The sequence below is a fragment of the Aquifex pyrophilus genome, from assembly GCF_054656935.1.
In genome coordinates this window covers 173,188-194,341 of sequence record NZ_BAAHXJ010000003.1, presented here as the reverse complement: position 1 = coordinate 194,341, position 21,154 = coordinate 173,188, and the positions used below count along the sequence as shown (strand labels likewise).

The window sequence follows — 21,154 nt, the reverse complement described above, 5'->3', positions numbered from 1 at the left end:
TATGGAAGCGACATTCCTTAAGGAGTTCATAGACAACCTTCTTGCAAACGACGGCCTTAAGTTAAGAAGAGCAATAGGTATCGGTTTATTCCTGTATAACAAATTAAAGGGGAAGGCTCCCCTCTACATCGCTGAAAGCCTAAAGGAGTTTGATAAGTTATCGGTAGAGAAGAAGAAGGTAATACTGAAGGAGCTAAAAAAGTTTATAGAGGAAAGTGAGAAGAGGAAAGAAGAGGCCCAGCCCCTTCCAAAGGAAAGGAGAAAAAGTATAGAGGTATTTTTCAAAGAGATTGATAAACTGAAGCTTGATAAAACGAGCTTAAAAACCCTGAAAGCCCTTGGTATAAAAACCGTTTACGATGCCCTCTTTTACTTCCCCGAAAAATACGAGGACAGGAGGCTCATATACACGATAAAGACCGCAAAGGTTGGGGAGAAAGTAGCCCTCAAGGTGAGGATTAAGGAGGTCAGGAAGCTTGAGAACGATAAATACACCTTTGAGGTTATATGTTCCGATGGGACAGGAACGCTGAGCCTGAAATACAGGTATAAAAACACCTCCTTTATAAAAAGAGCCTTCAGGAAGGGAATGGAGATAATTGTTTTCGGGAAGCTGAAGAGCTTCCGCGGTGAGAAGTACATGGTTCACCCGGAGGTAAAAACCTCAAAGAGTGAGGAGTTCGGAAGGATACTTCCCGTTTATTACGTAAGGAAAAAGGGGGAGCTTAAGGAGATATCCTCAAAAACGAGACAAAAAAGGCTAAGGAAAATTCTCGGAACTTTATCGGATAAGCTTTATAAATTTTTCCCCGAATACCTCCCTGAGCTTATAATAAAGAAATACAGCTTTCCCGATATAGCCCTTTGTATAAAGGAGCTCCATGCCCCTGAGGATATTCCCGTAAAGGCTTTAAATAGCTTTTCGGACCTATACCACAAAAGAGTTATATACGACGAGTTATTCACCTTTCAGCTTGCACTTCTCCTCAAGAGACTTGAACTTGAGAGGGAAGAAGCACCGAGAATAGAGGTAAACAAAGAAAAGCTTGAGGCTTTTCTTAAAAAGCTACCTTTTAAGCTAACAAGAGCCCAGAAGAGGGTAATAAAAGAGATACTCGAGGATATGAAAAGGAATAAACCCATGAACAGACTCCTTCAGGGGGATGTGGGAAGTGGTAAGACGGTTGTTGCGATAATAACCGCATTAATGGCGGTGAGAAGCGGTTATCAGGTTGCGGTTATGGTTCCCACGGAAATACTCGCCCACCAGCACTACAGGAAGTTCTCCGAGCTCCTTGAAAGCGAAGGAGTAAAGGTTGGACTCCTTACGGGAAGTCTTACACCTTCTCAGAAAAACAGTATTTACAAGCTCGTTAGGGAGGGTATGATAGACATTCTCGTTGGAACTCACGCCCTTATACAGGATAAGGTTGAGTTCAAGAGGCTCGGATACGTGATAATAGACGAACAGCACCGGTTCGGTGTTATGCAGAGGAAGGTTCTCCTTGAGAAGGGAAAGGGACTTTATCCCCACTGTCTCGTTATGAGTGCCACACCAATTCCGAGAACCCTCGCCCTATCCCTCTATGGGGACCTTGACCTCTCGGTGATAGACGAGCTCCCACCGGGAAGGAAGGAGGTGAGAACCTACCTCTACTTTGAGAGCGAGAAGGAAAAGGTTTATAAAAAGGTTCTTGAGGAGATAGAAAAGGGGAACAAGGTTTACGTGATATACCCACTCATAGAGGAAAGTGAGAAGCTAAACCTAAAAGCCGCAACGGAGGAATACGAGCGGTGGAAGAAGGCCTTTCCCGATAAGCGTATATACCTACTCCACGGGAGAATGCCCGACAGGGAGAAGCTTAAAGTTATGGAGGAGTTCAAGGAAAAGGGAGATATACTCGTTTCAACAACGGTGATAGAAGTCGGTATAGACGTTCCCGAGGCCACCGTTATGGTTATAGAGGATGCCCACAGGTTCGGGCTTTCCCAACTTCACCAGCTGAGGGGTAGGGTGGGAAGGTCTGACAGGGAGGCTTACTGTTTCTTAGTCGTTCCTGACGAGCTGAAACATGAGAAAAACGATTCCCTAAAAAGATTAAGGATTTTTGTAAAAACTACGGACGGTTTTAAGATTGCGGAAGAGGATATGAAGCTGAGGGGCCCCGGTGAGCTCATCGGGGTATCCCAATCGGGGTATTTCGGATTTAACGTTGCAAACCTCGCCCGCTCTCAGGACAGGGCACTCCTCACGGTCGCGAGGAAGGACGCTCAGGAACTTTTGAATAATAATCCTAACCTTGAAGGGCTTGAAGATTTAAAGAAGTTAATCCTTTACAAATACGGGGAAAAGCTTGAACTGAGCTTTGTCGCTTAAACGCTTTCGTTGAACCTTCCAAGCACTTCATCGTTCATTCTTATCAATTTTGAGAAAATCTCGTTAGCCCTTACGGTCTCTATTATCTTTACCATCTCTTTTATCGCGTTAACATTTGAAGCCTCGTAAAATCCCTGATACACTCTGAAGTTTTCGGAAGGTGTGGGATTTCCCGTAAAGAAGTCCTCCCCTAACTTTCTCGGATTTTGAAGGTTAAAAATACCGAGTCTTCCCGAAGGAACTCCGTTTACGTAATAGGTTCCGTCTCCTATCACCTTAAACTCACCCTCAACCCTTATTGGGCTGAGGTTTTCGTCAAGAACTTGATATCCTTCTTCGGTTGTAAGAAGTCCTTCCTCGTTTAGCCTGAAAATGCCTTTCCTCGTGTAGGCAACACTTCCGTCGGGCATCCTTACCGCAAAAAATCCTTCGCCTTCAATTGCAAGGTCAAGGGGATTACCCGTCTTTACAAGGCTTCCCTGAGAAATAATGTGCTGAACTCTTTCAACGATGGGGTAAACGTAGTTATTTGAGGGTTCATAAGGACTCGTAGTGGGAGCTTTATCACCAGCCGGAACGTAATAAGAGAGGGATGTCAGAAAATCCTTCTTAAATGCCGGGGTGTTTACGTTTGCGAGGTTGTTTGAACTCACCTCAAGCTTTCTCTCCTGGAGAAGCATACCTGAGGCGAGTATGTAAATTGTCTGGTAATCGGTAGCCATTATAGACTTAAATATACCCTTCTTCCGAGGCTCATCAATCGGTGTAGCTCCTCAAGGGCTTCCTCAAATCCCAGAACCTTACCCCCGAATCCCTTTGAGAACCTCTCCGCCATAAGCTTATCCACAAAGGCAAAGGCGGAAGGACTACAGCAGGGAGCTATATCAGAACCTACCACGTACCAGCAACCGAAGCCGTTTACGGGGTTGCAGGTTATGAAGTCCTTCATAAGAATGGACTCAACCTTATCCGAGAACTTCCTGAAGGCCATAAGTCCGCAGTGGGGACAACAAGCTTGAACCCTCTTCCCCTCCTTTAAAAAGAGTATTACGTTAAACCTTCCGTCTATATCCTTTGAACATATAACGCACTCCCTTTGGTTCTCATCTTCTTCTTTCAACCTTATAACGCCGTGTTTTCTCTCAACGAGTCCCTCCTTTTCAAGCTCCTTTATATCCCTGTATATGGTCATGAGGGATACGTTAAAGAGGGATGCAAGCTCCTTGGGGGTTCTCTCCCTCTCCTTCAGAAGCTCAAGGATTTTCTCCTTCCTTTCTTTACCCATAGGTTAAAAGTTCTTAAAAGTTTTCATGTTTTTCAAGTTTTTCAATCAGCTCAAACTCAACCCTTGCCCTTTCCTCGTCAACCGCTATACATCTAACCCTTACGTGGTCCCCGAGCCTGAACACCTTACCCGTTCTAACACCGACAATCCTGTGGGCGGGCTCGTCGTAAACGTACTCGTCATCGGTTAGGGTGTTTATCTTTACAAGCCCTTCAACGAGGTTCTCCTCAAGCTCAACGAAGAAACCGAAGTTAACGACTCCCGTAATTATTCCTATGAACTCCTCGCCGATTCTTCCCTTCATATAGCGGGCTTTCAGGTTATCTATGGCTTCCATCTCGGCTTCGTCCGCCAACCTCTCTTGCTTTGAGAGGTGATTTCCCGCTTCCTCAAGGTAAGCGACGGTTTTCTCGTAGTCTATCGGCTCACCTTTCAGGGCTTTCTTTAAAAGTCTGTGGACGATTATGTCGGGATACCTCCTTATAGGAGATGTGAAGTGGGCGTAATGCTCAAGTGCAAGGCCGAAGTGTCCAACATTGTGGGGGCTGTATTTTGCCCTCGCCATAGCCCTGAGGGTTAAGAACCTTATGAGGTTTTCCTCGGGTCTTCCCTCAAAGTCCTCTATTATCTTCTGGAAGAACTTCGGAGTGTATTCGTTCGGTCTCTTTACCTTGTATCCCAATCCCTCAAGTATCTCAAGGAGGTTTTCAACCTTCTCCTCGTCGGGGGGTTCGTGAACTCTGTAGAGGCAGGGGTATCCTACGTTTTCAAGGTGAAGGGCAACGGTCTCGTTTGCGGATATCATAAAGTGCTCTATTATTCTGTGGGCGACGTGCCTCTCGTAGGGATATATGGCTGTAGGCTCCCCGTATTCGTCTATGATAACCTCGGCCTCCGGGAGGTCAAAGTCTATGCTTCCCATCTCCCAACGTTTCCTGCTCAAAATCCTGTAAAGGGTTTCCATTAACCTCAGGGGCTCAACGAGTTCGGGATATTTCTTCTCAAGGGCGGGGTCTCCCACTATAAGTCCGAGGGCTTCGTTGTATGTGAGCCTTGCTTTACTCCTTATTACGCTTTCGTATATATCATAAGCTTTAAGGTTTCCGCTCTCGTCAAAAACCATCTCAACGGTGAAAGAGAGCTTATCCTCGTTGGGTCTTAAACTGCACAGTTTTGCGGAAAGCTTCTCGGGAAGCATGTGTATTGCCCTGTCGGGGAAGTAAAAGGTGAATCCCCTCTTGTAGGCCTCCTTATCCGTTTCCATCCCCTCCCTTACGTAGTAACTCACGTCCGCTATGTGAACGTAGAGCTTGTAGTATCCCTCGGGGGTAAGCTCTATGGCGACCGCATCGTCAAAGTCCCTCGCCCTTTCGGGGTCTATCGTGAAACAGAGCTGTTTCCTTAAATCCTTTCTTCTTTCTATCTCCTCTTGTGGTATCTCTTCGGGTATTTCTTCAACCTCTTTCAGGACCTTTTCGGGGTAAGTTGTGGGTATGTTATACTTCCTTATTATCACGTCTATGGCTATGAACTTCTTCGTAGGGTCTCCTAGAACCTCTATTACCTTACCCCTCGGGGGGGAATTCTTGCTCGGATACTGGGTTATCTTCACTACAACGACGTTATTCTCCTCAAGCTTTGCACAATCCTTTTTCGGTAGGAGTATCTTGTGGTGGCTGTTTTCATCCATAGGGATAACGTAGCATGTATCATCTTCTTTAAATATTTTTCCAACAATTTCCTTTTTAGCTCTCTTTAATACTCTTAAAATTCTTACCTCTTTCTTTCCTTTGAACTCAACGATTTTAGCTTTTACCTCGTCACCGCTGAATACCTTTACCATTTCAAAGGGAGGTATGTATATATCCTTTTGTCCCTCCACCTCTAGGAAACCGAAACCTCCCGGATAAGCTATCACTCTTCCCGTAACCACCTCTTCCCCCGTGTACTCATATTTTCCCTTAACAACCCTTACTTTCCCCTCTTTCTTCAGCTTTCTCATAATTTTCTTAAGGATTTTCCTTTCCTTTTTGTCAAGATTAAGAGCCTTAGCTATCTGGAGGAAATGGAGAGGTTTCTTCTTTCTTGATAGGATTTTTAAAACTTCTTTTTCAAGTATCTCCTTATCCATTACGTTTTTAATTATAAATAGAATGAGTGTTATTTATAGGTATCCAATACTTGACGGGAACGGAGAGGTTTTTGCCTATGAGCTAATTCCAAGAGACGGAAATATTAACCTAAACGGTAAATTGAGTCCCATAGTTATAAATTACCTCCTTGAGGAGGACCCTATTTCCGTTTTTGGGGATAAAAAGGTTTTCGTAGAGCTGTCCCAAGAGCTTATTGAGTCCGCGGTTTACGAACTTCTGCCTTCTTCTCACGTTATTATCAAGATTAGCAAGGTTAAAGGGCTAACCGATAAGTTTATAGGTGATATAAAGGAGATAAAACTGAGGGGCTTTTCCCTGTGTCTCTCCGACTTCAGGTTTGAGAGAGTGGAGATGCTTCCTTTAATTCCCGTATCGGATTACGTAATGATTTCCTGGAAGCGCTCAAAGGAAAAGGATTTTGAGGAGGAGATAAATACATTAAAGTCAATAGGGGTGAAGATTATCTTTAAGGATATAGAAAAGGAGGAAGATTTTAAAAGAGCAATTGAACTTGGGGATTACTTTCAAGGGAATTTTCTCTCTTCCCCCTCGCTTTTGAAGGATGTAAGAAGCGTTCTCTTTTTGAAGGATACGATAGTTAAACTCTTTCACGCCCTTGAAGCTAAGAACCTTGGGGAGATAGTCAGGATTATAGAGTCGGATGTGGGACTTACTTACAAACTCCTCAAGTGGGTGAAGAACTTCTATCCGGGAAAAGCGGAGGATATCCAAACGGTAAGCGATGCTGTTTTATTCCTAAGCATAAACGATATAACGAACTTCGTTTTAGCCCTTGCGATGGCGGAGTTATTTGCGGGAAAGAGGGAGGAGGAGATAATAAAGCGCTCCCTCTTCAGGGCACACCTTTCCCAAGAACTTGCAAGGATTTACATTCCCGAGTTTGAGAGGGAGGGATACTTCATAGGTCTTTTTTCCCTGATGGACGAGTTAATAGGTGAAGAGCCGGCATCCCTCGCGAAGGAGCTTAACCTGGGACAGGAAATTGTTGAGGCTTACGAGAAGCGTTATAACGAGTTCGGACTTCTCCTCTCACTCGTTGAGCTTTTAGAATTTCACCACGAAGATGAGGAGATAATAAGACATGTCGGGAAAATGCTGAAGGTCCCACCGGAGAGAATAAGGGAAGCAATTAAAAGGGCAAAGGAAAAGGCCTTTGAGTTTACTCGGTAGCGTAAGAGTGGAGTCCTGGGAAGTAGAGGTTTATGGCAAAGAAGCATATAAGGACCGTTATGAATCCGAAAACAACCATCCAGGCAACCTTTTTACCCTTCCATCCCATCAACTGCCTCGCGTGTAGGTATGCACCGAAAAAGAGCCAGACTATAAGGGACCATACCTCTTTCGGGTCCCAGCTCCAGTATCCGCCCCAGGCCTCGTTAGCCCATGCGGCCCCCAGTATTATGGAAGCGGTCCATATGGGAAAAACTATAGCTATTGACTTGTAGGTTATCTCGTCAAGAACTTCCTTTCTCGGGAGGTAGTTCTTAATGAACTTGTTCTCCCCGAAATACTCCTTAAGAAGGTAAGCAACAGCACCCCCGAAACCTACCGTAAATCCCGCATAACCTATGAAAGCGGTCACAACGTGTATGTAAAGCCAGTAGCTCCTGAGTGCGGGCATGAGGGGGGTAATCTCGTGGTTCGCCTTAAATATTGCAAAGGCGGAAACTCCTGCAAGAACGGGAAGAACAAAAGCCCCAAGTATCTTAAAGCCGTATTTCCTCTCAAGGAAGAGGTATATAGCTCCCGCTATGAAGCTCCAGAAGGTAAGGGCTTCAAAGAGATTACTCCAGGGCGGGTGGAAAACACCCATCAGGTAGCTCTCGTAAGCCCTTCTTATCATTCCCGTAAGGTTAAGGAGTAGAGCCAGATAGAGGGTGAGGGTAGCTATGCTTCCGACTATGCCTTCCCTTATGAAGAGATAAGCGATGTAAAGAACCGATGCGAGAACGTATGTAAGGAATGCGGATTTATACCAAAATACGTTTTCTATCGGGAGAAGGAAAGCGAGAAGGAGAGAGAGAGATACACCACCTATGAAGAAAATAAAATCCTTACCGACGTGAAAACTCTTCTCACTTACACTTACTTCTTTCATGGCTCATAATCTACTTCTCCTCGGGCTTTACGTCAACTTTAATATCAACCGCTACATCCTTGTGGAGCCTAATCTTTACGGGAAATACTCCAACCTCTTTAATGGGGTGGTAAAAGACGACGTGTTTCCTTTCTATCTCTATTCCCTTTTCCTTCAGGGCCTCAACTATGTCGTTTGCTGTCACCGAACCGAAGAGCTTTCCTCCTTCTCCCGCAGCCTTTCTTATTTCCACGACCATACCATCGAGCTTCTTTGCAAGCTCTTCCGCCTTCTTCTTCTCCCTCAGGAGTTTTCTCTCCTTCTGGGCGAGTATCGTTTTTATGTGTTTTACATTTCCCTCGGTTGCGGGGAGTGCGAGTCCCCTCGGAATTAGGTAGTTCATCGCATACCCGTCCTTTACGTTAACGATATCTCCGAAAAATCCCAATCCCTCAACGTCCTTCGTAAGGATAACCTTCATTTCCCTTTACCTCCTTGAGCGTAAAATGAAATTATACTCGGTATTTATTTAGTTTATAATATGAAGCGTTATGGCTAAACTCTCTCCGAGGGATATAAGGAGAAAGATACAGGGTATAAAGAACACGAAAAGGATAACGAACGCTATGAAAGTTGTTTCCGCCGCAAAGTTGAGAAAAGCCCAGGAACTCGTTTACGCATCCCGTCCCTACTCGGAGAAGATATACGAGCTCGTATCCCACCTCGCAAAGCACGTTGATACGGAAGACCACCCCCTCTTTGATTACAGGGATGAGAAGAGGGTTGACGTAATTCTCATAACCGCAGACAGGGGTCTCGCGGGAGCCTTTAACTCAAACGCCATAAAGGAAGCGGAAAAGCTCATAGAAGAGAAGGAGAAGAAGGGTGCTGAGATTGCCCTCTTCCTCATAGGGAGAAAGGGTTATCAATACTTCTCAAAGCGGGGATACAAGATAATAAAGGGATACGATGAGGTCTTTAGAAAAACGATAAACTTCTCAGTTGCGAAAGAGGTCGCGGAGACCGTAAGGGAGAGGTTTCTGAACGGAGAGACGGATAGGGTTTACCTGATAAACAACGAAATGATAACGAGGGCAAGCTACAAGCCCATAGTGAGAACTTTCCTTCCTTTCTCCGTTTCCGAGGAGGAGAAGGAGGAAATCTCGGGCGTTTACGAGTTTGAGGTTTCCCAGGAGGAGTTTTTTGATTACGTCGTTAACCTCTACCTCAATTACCAGATATACAGAGCTATGGTTGAGTCAAACGCTGCAGAACACTTTGCCCGTATGATAGCTATGGATAACGCTACGAAGAATGCGGACGACCTCATAAGGCAGTGGACTCTCATCTTCAACAAGGCAAGGCAGGAAGCCATTACAACCGAGCTTATAGATATATCTAACGCTGTTGAAGCACTAAAAGCTCAGTAAGGAGGTTTCATAGATGGCGGAAGTTATAAAGGGAAGAATCGTTCAGGTGATAGGTCCCGTCGTTGACGTTGAGTTTGAAGGAGTTAAGGAGCTTCCCCGTATCAAGGACGGACTAAAGACGATAAGAAGGGCGATAGACGACAGGGGAAACTGGTTTGAGGAAGTCCTCTTTATGGAAGTTGCTCAGCACATAGGGGAACACAGGGTAAGGGCTATAGCTATGGGACCCACGGACGGACTCGTGAGGGGTCAGGAAGTTGAGTATCTGGGGGGACCCATAAAGATACCCGTGGGTAAGGAAGTTCTCGGAAGAATATTCAACGTTGCGGGACAGCCCATAGACGAGCAGGGTCCCGTTGAGGCAAAGGAATACTGGCCTATGTTCAGGAATCCTCCCGAACTCGTTGAGCAGTCCACAAAGGTTGAGATACTTGAGACGGGAATTAAGGTTATAGACCTCCTCCAGCCCATTATAAAGGGTGGTAAGGTCGGGCTCTTCGGCGGTGCGGGAGTCGGTAAGACGGTTCTCATGCAGGAGCTTATCCACAACATAGCCCGTTTCCACGAGGGATACTCGGTAGTCGTCGGTGTCGGGGAGAGAACGAGAGAAGGAAACGACCTCTGGCTTGAGATGAAGGAGTCGGGAGTTCTCCCCTACACGGTTATGGTTTACGGACAGATGAACGAGCCCCCCGGAGTTAGGTTCAGGGTTGCCCACACGGGTCTCACGATGGCTGAATACTTCAGAGACGTTGAGGGACAGGACGTTCTCATATTCATAGACAACATTTTCAGGTTTGTTCAGGCGGGTTCAGAGGTTTCAACGCTCCTCGGAAGACTTCCCTCCGCGGTCGGATACCAGCCAACCCTTAACACCGACGTCGGTGAGGTTCAGGAAAGGATTACATCAACCAAGAAGGGTTCTATTACCGCTATACAGGCGGTTTACGTTCCCGCGGACGACATAACGGACCCCGCACCCTGGTCCATATTTGCACACCTTGACGCTACGACCGTTCTCACGAGAAGACTCGCGGAACTCGGAATATACCCCGCGATTGACCCCCTTGAATCAACATCAAAGTATCTCGCACCCGAATACGTCGGAGAAGAGCACTACGAAGTTGCTATGGAAGTGAAGAGGATACTCCAGAGGTATAAGGAGCTCCAGGAAATCATAGCAATCCTCGGTATGGAGGAGCTCTCGGAAGAGGACAAGGCGATAGTCAACAGGGCGAGGAGAATTCAGAAGTTCCTATCTCAGCCCTTCCACGTTGCGGAACAGTTCACGGGTATGCCCGGTAAATACGTAAAGCTTGAGGACACGATAAGGTCCTTCAAGGAAGTCCTCACCGGAAAGTATGACCACCTTCCCGAAAACGCTTTCTACATGGTCGGAACGATAGAGGACGCAATAGAGAAGGCAAAACAGATGGGGGCTAAGGTTTAAGCCCCCTCTTCTTCCACACCATTCCCGCTACAGCGACAAGCAATCCGAACAAAAAACTAAGAAAGGCAACGAATAACGTAGCGTCATACCAAAACTTCAGGGGATAAATTCTTATCAACGTATCCGAATACTTGAACTTCCAGGAGTAGGGGTCAAAAACAATGTTGTGAAATATCTCAAAAGCCCTTTTGTAGTTCGTAAACGTGAGAATTCCCAAGAAAACCAACAAAAACGTGTTGAACAATCCCGAAAGTATTAATATGTCGGGCTTTCTTAAAATAATTACTCCGAGAATCCATAAAGCTGTGGCTATATAAACCGAAGGGAAGTAAAAGGAAAGGAATTTCTTCACATCTTCCATATGTTTTACTTCCCTTTTCGTGAAGGCTTTTCTTCCGTTCCTTAATCTTTTTTTCTTAAACTCCTCCATTCCTTCATCGGATAAGACCGCTTTCAGGCCGAGTTTTGCAAGCTCAAGCCTTTCCTCTTTCTTCATTCCCCACCTGTCGGGAGGAAAATCCCTTTTTGAGTATTCCCACTCAACGAACTTCTCCGTAAAGGCTATCCTTGTCGCTACCCCGATGGAGACGTAAGGGAATATAAGAACGAGAATTAATGGGATAAGTTTCCTCATTTCAGGTCAAAGCATTTGTGAATTTGGGGTATAACTCTTACTATAAATCCTTTTTTCAAAAGCTCCCTCTGGAGCTTTAAGGCCTTTTCCATCATATCTTTTCTGTTGCTCTCGGGCTGGAGAACAACCCTTTTTTCTTCAAGGAAAGGGAGAAACTCCTTTCTCAAAAGGATTTCCGGAGTTAGCTCCTCATCAACCACGAACTTTAATTCCTTAGCGTATTTAAGTATGTTGGGGTTCACGTAATACCTTGCCACGCCTTTGGGAGAACAGGTTATATGTATATCTTTTGCAAACCTCTCCATTCCTTCAACCCACAGGGTTCCGTTTGTCTCTATCTGAACGGAGAAATTTTCCTCAAGGAGAAGTTCAACGAGCTTCGGAAGCTCCTTATGGGCAAAGGGCTCACCGCCCGTTATTACCGCATGCCTTGCGGTAAGCTTCTCAAGCTCTTTCTTTATATCCGATAACTTTACGAGGTTTCCTTTAAAAGAGAGGGCTTCCGGCTGGTCGCACCAAGGACATCTGAGGTTGCATCCCTGAAGCCTTATGAAGACGGAAGGCGTGCCAACAAGAAGACCCTCGCCCTGTATGCTTTCGTATATCTCGTTCAGCGGTATCAGAGTGTCGGTTTTTCGTATCTTATCTCGTAGCATTCTATCTGGTCACCTACCTTAACGTCGTTGTAATCTTTTAATTTAACTCCGCACTCGTAACCCGCACTGACCTCCTGCACGTCTTCCTTGTAACGCTTTAAGCTCTCAATCTCCCCGTCGTATATGACAACACCGTCCCTTATGAGTCTCGCTTTCGCTCCCCTCACGAGCTTTCCGTTTATAACGTAACAACCCGCAACCGTTCCCACCTTCTTTATCTTGAAGGTAGCCCTCACCTCTGCCGTTCCGAGGACCTCTTCCTTCTTAATGGGCTCTAAGAGACCAACGAGCGCCTTCTTAACGTCGTCTATCACGTCGTATATGATTCCGTAGAGCCTAACATCAACCTTTTCCTCCTCCATTAATTCCCTTGCCTTGGGGTCCGGTCTCGTGTTGAAGCCTATCACTATGGCTCCGGAGGCCTTCGCAAGCATTATGTCGTTTTCCGTTATCCCTCCAACAGCCCCGTGTATTATTCTCACCTGAACCTTCTCGTTTGATAGCTCTTCAAGGGACTTCTTCAACGCCTCAAGGGAGCCCATGGTATCCGCTTTCAGGACTATCCTAAGCTCCTTTGTCTCTCCCGATTGTATTTTCTTGTATATGTCCTCAAGCCTTATGGTCTGGAGCTTTTCCTCCCTCTCCTTCTTTTCCTTCCTCTTTTCCGCTATTTCCCTTGCTGTTCTCTCATCGTCTACGACTATGAGCTCGTCCCCAGCTTCGGGAAGCTCTTCAAAACCGAGAACTTCAACGGGTGTTGAGGGCGGGGCTTCCTTTAGCTGCCTTCCCTTGTCGTCAAACATAGCCCTCACCCTTCCGTAGGTCGTTCCCGCAACGAAGTGGTCCCCTATCCTCAGGGTTCCGTCCTCAACGATAACCGTTGCGACGGGTCCCCTCTTCCTGTCAAGCTTTGACTCTATAATCGTTCCCCTCGCCTTCTTGTTCGGGTTAGCCTTGAGCTCAAGTATGTCCGCAAGGAGGAGTATCATCTCAAGGAGCTGGTCCACATTCTGACCGGTCTTTGCGGATATATCAACGAATATGGTATCTCCTCCCCACTCCTCGGGAATGAGTCCGTGTTCGGAAAGCTCCCTTCTCACCTTCATGGGGTCCGCGTTGGGTTTGTCTATCTTGTTTACCGCGACGATTATGGGAACGTCAAAGGCCTTCGCGTGGTTTATTGCCTCCACTGTCTGGGGCATAACGCCGTCATCAGCGGCGACGACGAGAACTGCTATATCGGTGACCTTTGCTCCCCTGGCCCTCAGCGTGGTGAAGGCTTCGTGTCCAGGTGTATCAAGGAATGTTATCTTTCTTCCGTCGGGGAGCTCAACCTGCGAAGCACCTATGTGCTGGGTTATTCCTCCCTTCTCCCTTTCCGCAACGTTTGTCTTCCTTATTCTGTCAAGAAGTGTCGTCTTTCCGTGGTCAACGTGCCCCATAACAACCACTATGGGTGGTCTGGGCTGGAGCTCTTCTTCCCTTTCTTCTTCCTTTAAGAGAACTTCCTCCTCTACCTCTTCCTCTTCCTTCTTTACCTCCGCGAGGTATCCAAAGGACTCGGCTACTTCGACCGCAACCTCGGGTGGGACCGGCTGGTTAATAGTTGCGAGAACTCCTTTCTTCATAAGCTCCGCTATAACTTTATTCGCAGGAACATCAAGGAGTTCCGAGAGCTCCCTTACCGTTATGACCTCGGGAATCTGGATTATCTTCACTTCTTCTTCCTTCTTTTTCCTTTCTTTTTCCTTCTTTTCCTGTTTCTTCTTTTCCTTCTCTACCGCGTGTTCAAGCTTTCTGAGAATCTCCCTCTCCTGCTTTGACATCCTTACCTTCGGTTTCTCTTCTTTCTTTTCTTCTTTCTTCTTCTCCTCTTCCTTCTTGGGCTTTTCTTCCTTCGTCAGGTCCCTGACCTCAACTCTTGGTTTTTGGAACTTTTCCTTTTCTTTCTTTTTCCTTTCCTTCTCCTTTTCCTTTTTCTCAAGTATTTCCTTTATGAGTTCCTCAACGCTCTTCTTTGGTTTCTCTTCTTCTTTCTCTTCCTTAACCTTTACCTCTTCCTTCTTTTCTTCCTCTTTTTCTTCCTTTATCTCTTCAACTATAACTTCCTCCTTCACCTTTTCTTTTTTCTCTTCTTTGACCTCTTCAACAGCGGGTGTTTCCTCTACTGTTTCTTCTTCCTTAACTTGTTCTTCTGTCTTGAAGGCGTCGTATATAATCTCAAGGGCTTGTTCGTCAAGTCCGTGAGAAGCCTTCCAGGGTTTTCCGTCGGGTCTCGGATAATACTCGTTCAGTAGCTCTATAATATCCTTAGATTTAACGCCGAGCTCCTTTGCCACTTCGGAAACTCTCTTCGTTTTGGTCAAACTCATACCTCCTAAAAGGTATATTATAAGCCTCGTGTATCAATATGAAAGATGCTGGTAAAAATCAGTGCTCATACCTTACACCGTTTTTAGAATATTCTTTTACTATGAAGGTGATAATCAACGGGAAGGAATTTGATATACCGAAGGGTGTAAGGTTCGGGGAGCTCAGCCACGAGATTGAGAAGGCGGGTATAGAGTTCGGTTGCACGGACGGGCAGTGCGGTGTATGCGTTGCGAGGGTTATAAAGGGTATGGAGTGTCTGAACGAGCCTTCGGAAGACGAGGAAGATACACTCTGGAGAGTGGGAGCTGTTGACGAGGACCAGAGGCTTACCTGCCAGCTTGTAATAGAGAAGGAGGACTGCGATGAGATAGTAATAGAGAGTGAGGACTGAGGTTAAAATGAAACTTAATGGAATTACTTCGGGAGTTTCTCAGAAATTACGAGAATAAGTTTTACGAGAGTATAAGGAGATACTCAAAGGAGTATCTTGAAGAAGATGAGGAGCTCTTAAAACTTCGTGAGGTCTTCTTCAACCAGCTCTTTAAGGAAACTCTTCATAAGGACTTTTTTTACAACCTCGCCTTTAGTTATGCGAAGAAGGGACTTAATCTAAAGCCCGTAATATCAAAAGTTCTCCTTGAACTCCTGAGGGATTTCGTCGATTATATAATCACAGAAAAGGAAGAGGTAACTAAGGAAGAGCTGAAGGCTTTAAAAACCCTTTTTTCGTTAATAGACCAGATTTTTGAGATAATAGAAAAAGCCTATTCCGACTATCTGAAAAGTGTAAGTGAACATATAAAGAAAATAGAAGAACTTAAGAAGAAGGAAGAAAATTTCTTGCTTAAAGAAGTAGAACTTCTTAAGCATAAAAAAACGAAGGTTTTATTCGTATTTTCCTACAAGGAAATTCCCGTTTACTGCAAGGGAAGAATAAGTGACCTGATAGAGGATATAGTTGAGATTGAGTTCACGGAAAAGTGTTTAATCTTTCCCCTTCTTAACGTTGGAGACAGCTTTTATATGAAAGGGGAAGGTCTAACGGAACCTGTAAAGCTTGAGGTTATGCAGAAAAAGGAAGAGAACATTCTCGCAAGGGTCGTAGGTTATGAGGAAATCTTCATAGAAAAAAGGGAGTTTATAAGGGTAAAGCCCGAAAAACCCGTTCCCGTTTACATACTTGAAAAGAACGCTGTTGGGGATATGCTCGATATATCCGTGGGAGGAGTTGGCGTATTCCTGAAGGAGAAGGTTGTTGAGAAAGGCGAGGTAGTAACACTTGGGTTCACCATAAAGGGTGAGGAGATAAGGGTTAAGGGCGAGTGCAGGTATGTAATTGAGTATAACGGGGGATACAGGGCGGGTTTTAAGTTCGTTGAACTGCATCCGAGGATAGAATCCCTTATAGGACAGTATGTTATGGAGAGACAGCTCCAGATACTTAAGGAGCTAAAAGAGATGATGGTATGAGGGGAAGGGAAGCCTGGGTAATCCTTGCGGTTGTTTTAATCCTAACAGCAATAATAATACCCATTCCCGCCCTTCTTCTTGACCTCCTTCTTACCCTTTCCATAACCTTTTCCCTGAGCGTTCTTCTCCTTACCTTCTTCATAAAAAACCCCCTTGAGTTTTCCTCCTTTCCCTCAATACTCCTCCTCGGAACTTTGATGAGGCTTTCGTTAAACATAGCTGCGGCGAGGAGAATTCTCCTCCACGGACACGAGGGAACCCACGCTGCGGGAAGGGTGATTGAGTCCTTCGGAAAGCTCGTTGCGGGCGGGGACGTTGTCGTAGGGCTCATAGTTTTCCTCATTTTCATAGTTATCAACTTCATAGTAATAACCAAGGGTGCGGAGAGGATTTCGGAGGTAGCGGCACGCTTCACCCTTGACGCCCTTCCCGGCAAGCAGATGGCGATAGACGCGGACCTAAACGCGGGACTCATTACGGAAGAGGAGGCAAAGAGGAGGAGAAAGGAGCTTGAAAAGGAGTCCTCCTTTTACGCAGCTATGGACGGAGCGAGCAAGTTCATAAGGGGGGACGCGATAGCAGCCCTCATAATTCTCTTCCTGAGTTTGGTAGGGGGACTCATAATAGGGATAGTCATAAGGGGAATGGACTTCCAGACCGCATTAAAGACCTATACTATACTCTCAATAGGTGAGGGACTTGCTTCTCAGGTTCCTGCCCTTCTCCTCTCAACCGCCGCGGGTGTTCTCACGACGAAAATGTCCTCCCAGGAAAACCTCGGCGTTTCTATAAGCGAGGAGTTCACAAAGCAACCGAAAGCCCTCCTTTTTTCCGCGGGAGTTCTCGGATTTCTCGGCCTCATTCCGGGCATACCCACCCTTCCCTTTCTATTTATGGCTGGGGCCCTGGCTTCCGCTTACTACTTCTTAATGAGAACGATAAAGGAGCAGGAGCTTAAAAAGCTTGAAGAGCTTGCAAAGGAAAAGGTTAAGGAAAAGAAGGAAGAGGAGGAGGAACTAATCCCTCAACCGGACCCCATAACCCTGGAAGTCGGATACGCCCTTATTCCCCTTGTTGACGAGAGCCAGGGAGGAAAGATTCCCGAAAAGATAAGGAGCTTGAGAAAGCAGTTCGCCAAGGAATACGGAGTGATAATTCCCCTCGTTCACATAAGGGATAACCTGAGGCTCAAGCCAAACGAATACAGGATACTCCTCAAGGGGATAGAGCTTGACAGGTATGAGCTTATGCCGGGCCACTACCTTGCGGTTGACCTTGGGAATGCGAGGGGAAAGCTTGAAGGTATAGAGACCTACGACCCTGCATTCAAGATAAAGGCTTACTGGATTACCGAGGATAAAAAGGGGGAAGCCCAGAAGCTCGGATACATGGTCGTTGACCCCGAAACCGTTTTAATAACCCACCTCTCTGAGGTTATAAAGAGAAACTTACACGAGCTCCTTACGAGAAACGAGGTTATGGAGCTCGTTGACCTTCTCTCGAAGAAGTATCCGAAAGTTGTGAAGGAGCTCGTTCCGGAGCAGGTTCCCATATCCGTCCTCCACAGGGTATTACAAAACCTTTTGAGGGAGGGAATACCCGTCAACGACCTTCTCACGATACTTGAGACGATAGCGGACTACATAGAACAGGTGAAGGACCCCGACCTCCTCACCGAATACGTAAGGCAGGCTCTCTCAAAGAGAATAACCCGAATGTATCTAACGAACGGAACCCTTTACGCGATAGCCCTATCACCAAAGGTTGAGGCAAAGCTTATCCACTTTTTAAAAGAGAACAGGGAAGACGAGTTCATAGACTTCGTTCTCAATAAACTCCTTCCAAAGATAAAGAACGAGATTGTTAAGTTCACCCAGTATCAGGCAATGCCCGTTTTACTAACATCGGGGGAAGTAAGACGCTACGTAAGGAAAACGATAGAGCCTTACCTTCCCGAGCTTGCGGTTCTTTCCTACAACGAGCTTGAAAAACAGGTTAACATAAAAATATTAGGTATTATAGATGAAGATTGAGAAGCTGGAGGTTCAGTCTATACAGGAGGCCATAGAGATACTTGAGAAAAAATATGGGGAGAATGCGGTTATACTGTCCTCAAGGATTGTAAAAAAGAAACGTTTTGGATTCCTCCCCCTTTTCCCCGTAAAGAGGCTTGAGGTAACCGTGGGCATACAGGAAGAGGAGGACTTTAAAAAGGAGTTTGAAAAGGAAAAGGAACTAATAAAGGAGATTGAGAACCTTAAGAAGATAGTTAACGAGCTCGTTTCCTCAAACAGCCAGCCTGTGAAGGAAGCGAAAACTTCTGAAGAAGAAGAGAAATACTCCGAAAGGGTGAGAAGGGTTTACGAAAAATTAATTCTGAAAAACGTAAATAAGGATATAGCGAAAAAAATTATAGAAGACGCCTGCGGATACGATATAGACAGGAAGGTTTACGACTTTAAAGAGGATTTATACACATCAATGAGAGAAAGCCTTGAGAAAAACATAAAGTTAGAAGAGGACTTTCTTGAAAATCCCCCTAAGGTTGTCGCACTCGTCGGCCCAACGGGTGTGGGAAAGACTACAACGATAGCAAAGCTCGCATACCTATTTAAGAAAAACAGGAAAAAGGTAGGAATAATCTCCCTTGACAGCTTCAGGGTGGGTGCCTTTGAGCAGTTAAAGTCCTTTGCGGAAATCCTTGAGATTCCCTTCAAGCTTTCCGACTCTCCGAAGAGCTTTAACGTTCACCTTCTTGAGATGGAGGACAGGGACGTTATACTCGTTGATACCGCGGGAAGGAGCCATTATGACGTTGTAAGATTAAAGGAACTTGAATCCTACTTCAAGGTATCCGATATAAGCGTATATTTAACGCTTGCGGCGAACCTTGCGGAGCTTGTTATGTATGAGGCGGTTATGCAGTTCGGCATCTTTTCCGTGAGGGGGCTTATCTTCACAAAGCTTGATGAGACGCCTTTTCCGGGAAGTATAATAAACGTTGCCTACAGAACCCAGTATCCCATTCTCTGTTTCACAACGGGCCAATCTCTGCCAGAGGACATTGTTATTGCAAACTACGACTATATCATCCGATTAATTTTAGAGGATGAAAATGAAGTTAAACCAGCAGCTCAACTTGCTTAAAGTAAAGGAAGGGAAGGATAAAAAGACGAGGTATATTTCGGTATCAAGCGGGAAAGGTGGAGTAGGGAAAACGCTTGTTGTTATAAACCTCGGCGAGATTCTCTCGGAGGAAGGAAAAAGGGTTCTAATATTTGACGGGGATTTGGGACTCAGCAACATACACCTTATGTACGGCATAACACCATCAAAGGACTTATCGGATATGCTGAAAGGCTTTGCAAGTATAGAGGAGCTTCCCGTAAAGGTCAACGAGAACCTTTACTTCATATCGGGCGGAAGCGGTTTTCAAAGCCTTGCGGATATGCCTAAAACTCAGCTCAGCACGATTATAAACAAGCTCCACAGCTTCGCGGAGGAGAACTTTCACTACGTCATACTTGATACTCCTCCCGGGATACACAGAACTACGCTTATGCTCGCTTCCTGTGCGGACATTCCCATAATACTCACAACTCCGGAACCTACAGCAATAATGGACGCTTACGCTCTCATAAAGGTCTTGAACAAAGAAGAGGGGGTTGAGGACTTCTACCTCATAGTAAACAAAGCGGACAACGAAGCGGAGGCAAGAAATGTAACCGAAAGCATAGAGATACTCACCTCAAAATACACGACCGCTAAGGTTCATTACATAGGATTTCTCCACTACAGAAAGAACCTCATAAGGAGAGTTATAGACCAGAACCCTGTTGATAAGGGATTTAAAGAGGAGCTGAGGGAAGTCGTATCAAACATAGACCTTGCAACCAAACCCAGGGAAAGCTTTTGGGGTAAAATACTTAAAAAACTGGGAGTATGAAAAAACCTTATGCGGAACAGAGGGAAGAGCTTATTCTAAAATATCTGCCCCTTGTGAAGGGCATAGCCTACAACATAAAGAAGCACCTTCCCGAGGATGTTGACGTAAGGGACCTTATAGGCTACGGAATAATCGGACTCATTAAGGGAATAGATAACCTGAAAACTACCGACGAAAAAGCAATTGAGAGATACCTGAAGATAAGGATAAAGGGAGCCATATACGATTACCTGAGGAGTCTTGATTTCGGAAGCAGGGAGATAAGGAACAAGGAAAGGAGGATAAAGGAAACTCTTGAAAAACTGAAGGAGAAACTGGGAAGGGAGCCGACGGATGAGGAACTGGCAAGGGAGCTTGGAATTTCCACGGAGGAGCTTGTGAATACCTTAAAGAGAATTTCCTTCTCCTACATCCTTAACCTTGAAGAGGTCTTCAGGGAGAACGTGAGGGATTACTCCGAGTTAATCTCCTCCGGGGAAGACGTTGAAGAGAAGGTAATAAGGAAGGAGTTCGAGGAAAGGCTAAAAAAAGCAGTGAGCGAGCTTCCCGAAAGGGAAAAACTCGTTATACAGCTCGTTTTTTACGAGGGTCTTCCCTTAAAGGAAGTAGCAAAGGTCTTGAACACCTCCATATCAAGGGTTGCCCAGATAAAGGCAAGGGCATTAGAAAGGCTGAAAGAAAAGCTCAATCCTCAACAAACTCCATAAACCTCTCTTTATGTCTCTCAAACCACTCCTCAAGGGACCGCGTATCGTATCCCCCGTTTTTACCGAAGGTGAGCTCAAACTCTTCAAATCCCATTCCCTCAAGTATCGCGAGGATGTAATACCTCACACCTACTGGGTCCCCGGGAACGAGCTTGTAGAGCATCTTCAGAACCTTTAGGGCCTCGTCTATCTCTCCTACTTCCCACAGGGTTATTCCCGCCTCAAGGATAGCCCTTATTATGTGCCTGTTCGTTTCATATTCCCACGGAACGCTTTCGGGAAGTTCCCCTTCCTCACCTTTGAGTAGCTCCATAGCCCTCTCGTAAGCCTGAAGAATTATCTCTTCAGCTTCCTTAATATAGCCCTCGTTCTCCATTATCTCCGAAAGCTTTATGTAAGTCTCAAGGTAGTAGGGGTCCTCCTCCATGAGTTTTTTTAGGTCGGAAATGAGCTTCGGGATATCGTTTCGGTCCTCCTCAAGAATTCTCTTTAACTTTTCCGAAACCGGTCTCTCAATGTCTACAAACTGACTCATATTCACTAAAATAATTTACCAGCTCGGTATAAAATAAAGC

At 45.6% G+C, this 21,154-nt stretch carries 19 protein-coding genes; 10 read left to right on the top strand and 9 right to left on the bottom strand.

Annotated features, from left to right (window positions below):
• The first annotated feature begins 1 nt into the window (after position 1).
• A complete protein-coding gene (gene recG, locus ACYQZ0_RS01600) occupies positions 2-2,377 on the top strand; it encodes an ATP-dependent DNA helicase RecG (RefSeq protein WP_459774719.1) in 2,376 nt (791 codons plus the stop codon).
• On the opposite strand, the gene ACYQZ0_RS01595 is transcribed toward recG, so the two are convergent.
• Genes ACYQZ0_RS01595 through rnr form a run of 3 tightly spaced genes read right to left on the bottom strand, consistent with a single transcriptional unit; the run spans position 2,374 to position 5,793 of the window.
• Entirely contained in the window at positions 2,374-3,099 is a 726-nt protein-coding gene (locus ACYQZ0_RS01595; protein ID WP_459774718.1) for a flagellar hook-basal body protein, read from the bottom strand. The two genes, recG and ACYQZ0_RS01595, sit on opposite strands and share 4 nt — an antisense overlap.
• Positions 3,099-3,662 (bottom strand): DeoR family transcriptional regulator, encoded by a 564-nt coding sequence (locus tag ACYQZ0_RS01590; RefSeq protein WP_459774717.1) that lies wholly within the window; start codon positions 3,660-3,662, stop codon positions 3,099-3,101. The genes ACYQZ0_RS01595 and ACYQZ0_RS01590 overlap by 1 nt, the downstream gene beginning before the upstream one ends.
• A 13-nt stretch (positions 3,663-3,675) precedes the next feature.
• A complete protein-coding gene (gene rnr, locus ACYQZ0_RS01585; protein ID WP_459774716.1) occupies positions 3,676-5,793 on the bottom strand; it encodes a ribonuclease R in 2,118 nt (705 codons plus the stop codon).
• A gap of 22 nt (positions 5,794-5,815) precedes the next feature.
• Here rnr and ACYQZ0_RS01580 point away from each other — a divergent pair, with 22 nt between their 5' ends.
• The gene (locus ACYQZ0_RS01580) at positions 5,816-7,006 is read left to right on the top strand and encodes an EAL and HDOD domain-containing protein (protein WP_459774715.1); all 1,191 of its coding nucleotides are present in this window, start codon (positions 5,816-5,818) and stop codon (positions 7,004-7,006) included.
• On the opposite strand, the gene ccsB is transcribed toward ACYQZ0_RS01580, so the two are convergent.
• Both ccsB and rplI read right to left on the bottom strand, forming a co-directional pair.
• Complete coding sequence (ccsB, locus tag ACYQZ0_RS01575) at positions 6,996-7,934, bottom strand: c-type cytochrome biogenesis protein CcsB (protein ID WP_459774713.1); 939 nt, start codon at positions 7,932-7,934, stop codon at positions 6,996-6,998. The genes ACYQZ0_RS01580 and ccsB overlap by 11 nt on opposite strands.
• 10 nt (positions 7,935-7,944) lie before the next feature.
• The gene (gene rplI, locus ACYQZ0_RS01570; protein ID WP_459774711.1) at positions 7,945-8,394 is read right to left on the bottom strand and encodes a 50S ribosomal protein L9; all 450 of its coding nucleotides are present in this window, start codon (positions 8,392-8,394) and stop codon (positions 7,945-7,947) included.
• Between the two features lie 70 nt (positions 8,395-8,464).
• Here rplI and ACYQZ0_RS01565 point away from each other — a divergent pair, with 70 nt between their 5' ends.
• The gene (locus ACYQZ0_RS01565; RefSeq protein WP_459774709.1) at positions 8,465-9,343 is read left to right on the top strand and encodes a F0F1 ATP synthase subunit gamma; all 879 of its coding nucleotides are present in this window, start codon (positions 8,465-8,467) and stop codon (positions 9,341-9,343) included.
• A gap of 13 nt (positions 9,344-9,356) precedes the next feature.
• Positions 9,357-10,793: a F0F1 ATP synthase subunit beta gene (gene atpD, locus ACYQZ0_RS01560; protein ID WP_459774708.1), complete on the top strand. Its 1,437-nt coding sequence runs from the start codon at positions 9,357-9,359 to the stop codon at positions 10,791-10,793.
• Here atpD and ACYQZ0_RS01555 read toward each other — a convergent pair.
• The 3 genes from ACYQZ0_RS01555 to infB are packed head-to-tail and all read right to left on the bottom strand — an operon-like array spanning position 10,783 to position 14,455.
• A complete protein-coding gene (locus ACYQZ0_RS01555; RefSeq protein ID WP_459774707.1) occupies positions 10,783-11,427 on the bottom strand; it encodes a TIGR01906 family membrane protein in 645 nt (214 codons plus the stop codon). The genes atpD and ACYQZ0_RS01555 overlap by 11 nt on opposite strands.
• Entirely contained in the window at positions 11,424-12,083 is a 660-nt protein-coding gene (locus ACYQZ0_RS01550) for a 7-carboxy-7-deazaguanine synthase QueE (protein ID WP_459774706.1), read from the bottom strand. The genes ACYQZ0_RS01555 and ACYQZ0_RS01550 overlap by 4 nt, the downstream gene beginning before the upstream one ends.
• Positions 12,047-14,455: a translation initiation factor IF-2 gene (gene infB, locus ACYQZ0_RS01545; protein ID WP_459774705.1), complete on the bottom strand. Its 2,409-nt coding sequence runs from the start codon at positions 14,453-14,455 to the stop codon at positions 12,047-12,049. The genes ACYQZ0_RS01550 and infB overlap by 37 nt, the downstream gene beginning before the upstream one ends.
• 101 nt (positions 14,456-14,556) lie before the next feature.
• Here infB and fdx point away from each other — a divergent pair, with 101 nt between their 5' ends.
• The 6 genes from fdx to ACYQZ0_RS01515 are packed head-to-tail and all read left to right on the top strand — an operon-like array spanning position 14,557 to position 20,579.
• Positions 14,557-14,847, top strand: coding sequence for a ferredoxin (gene fdx, locus ACYQZ0_RS01540; protein WP_459774703.1), 291 nt, complete (start codon positions 14,557-14,559; stop codon positions 14,845-14,847).
• A gap of 17 nt (positions 14,848-14,864) precedes the next feature.
• Positions 14,865-15,926, top strand: coding sequence for a PilZ domain-containing protein (locus ACYQZ0_RS01535; protein WP_459774701.1), 1,062 nt, complete (start codon positions 14,865-14,867; stop codon positions 15,924-15,926).
• Positions 15,923-17,959 (top strand): flagellar biosynthesis protein FlhA, encoded by a 2,037-nt coding sequence (gene flhA, locus ACYQZ0_RS01530; protein ID WP_459774700.1) that lies wholly within the window; start codon positions 15,923-15,925, stop codon positions 17,957-17,959. Before ACYQZ0_RS01535 ends, flhA begins: the two co-directional genes overlap by 4 nt.
• Positions 17,949-19,073, top strand: coding sequence for a flagellar biosynthesis protein FlhF (locus tag ACYQZ0_RS01525; protein WP_459774699.1), 1,125 nt, complete (start codon positions 17,949-17,951; stop codon positions 19,071-19,073). Before flhA ends, ACYQZ0_RS01525 begins: the two co-directional genes overlap by 11 nt.
• On the top strand, positions 19,042-19,872 hold the full coding sequence (locus ACYQZ0_RS01520; RefSeq protein ID WP_459774698.1) for a MinD/ParA family protein: 831 nt from the start codon (positions 19,042-19,044) through the stop codon (positions 19,870-19,872). Before ACYQZ0_RS01525 ends, ACYQZ0_RS01520 begins: the two co-directional genes overlap by 32 nt.
• Positions 19,869-20,579: a sigma-70 family RNA polymerase sigma factor gene (locus tag ACYQZ0_RS01515; protein ID WP_459774697.1), complete on the top strand. Its 711-nt coding sequence runs from the start codon at positions 19,869-19,871 to the stop codon at positions 20,577-20,579. Before ACYQZ0_RS01520 ends, ACYQZ0_RS01515 begins: the two co-directional genes overlap by 4 nt.
• Here ACYQZ0_RS01515 and ACYQZ0_RS01510 read toward each other — a convergent pair.
• Positions 20,557-21,114, bottom strand: coding sequence for a tetratricopeptide repeat protein (locus tag ACYQZ0_RS01510; protein ID WP_459774696.1), 558 nt, complete (start codon positions 21,112-21,114; stop codon positions 20,557-20,559). The two genes, ACYQZ0_RS01515 and ACYQZ0_RS01510, sit on opposite strands and share 23 nt — an antisense overlap.
• Between the last annotated feature and the right edge of the window lie 40 nt (positions 21,115-21,154).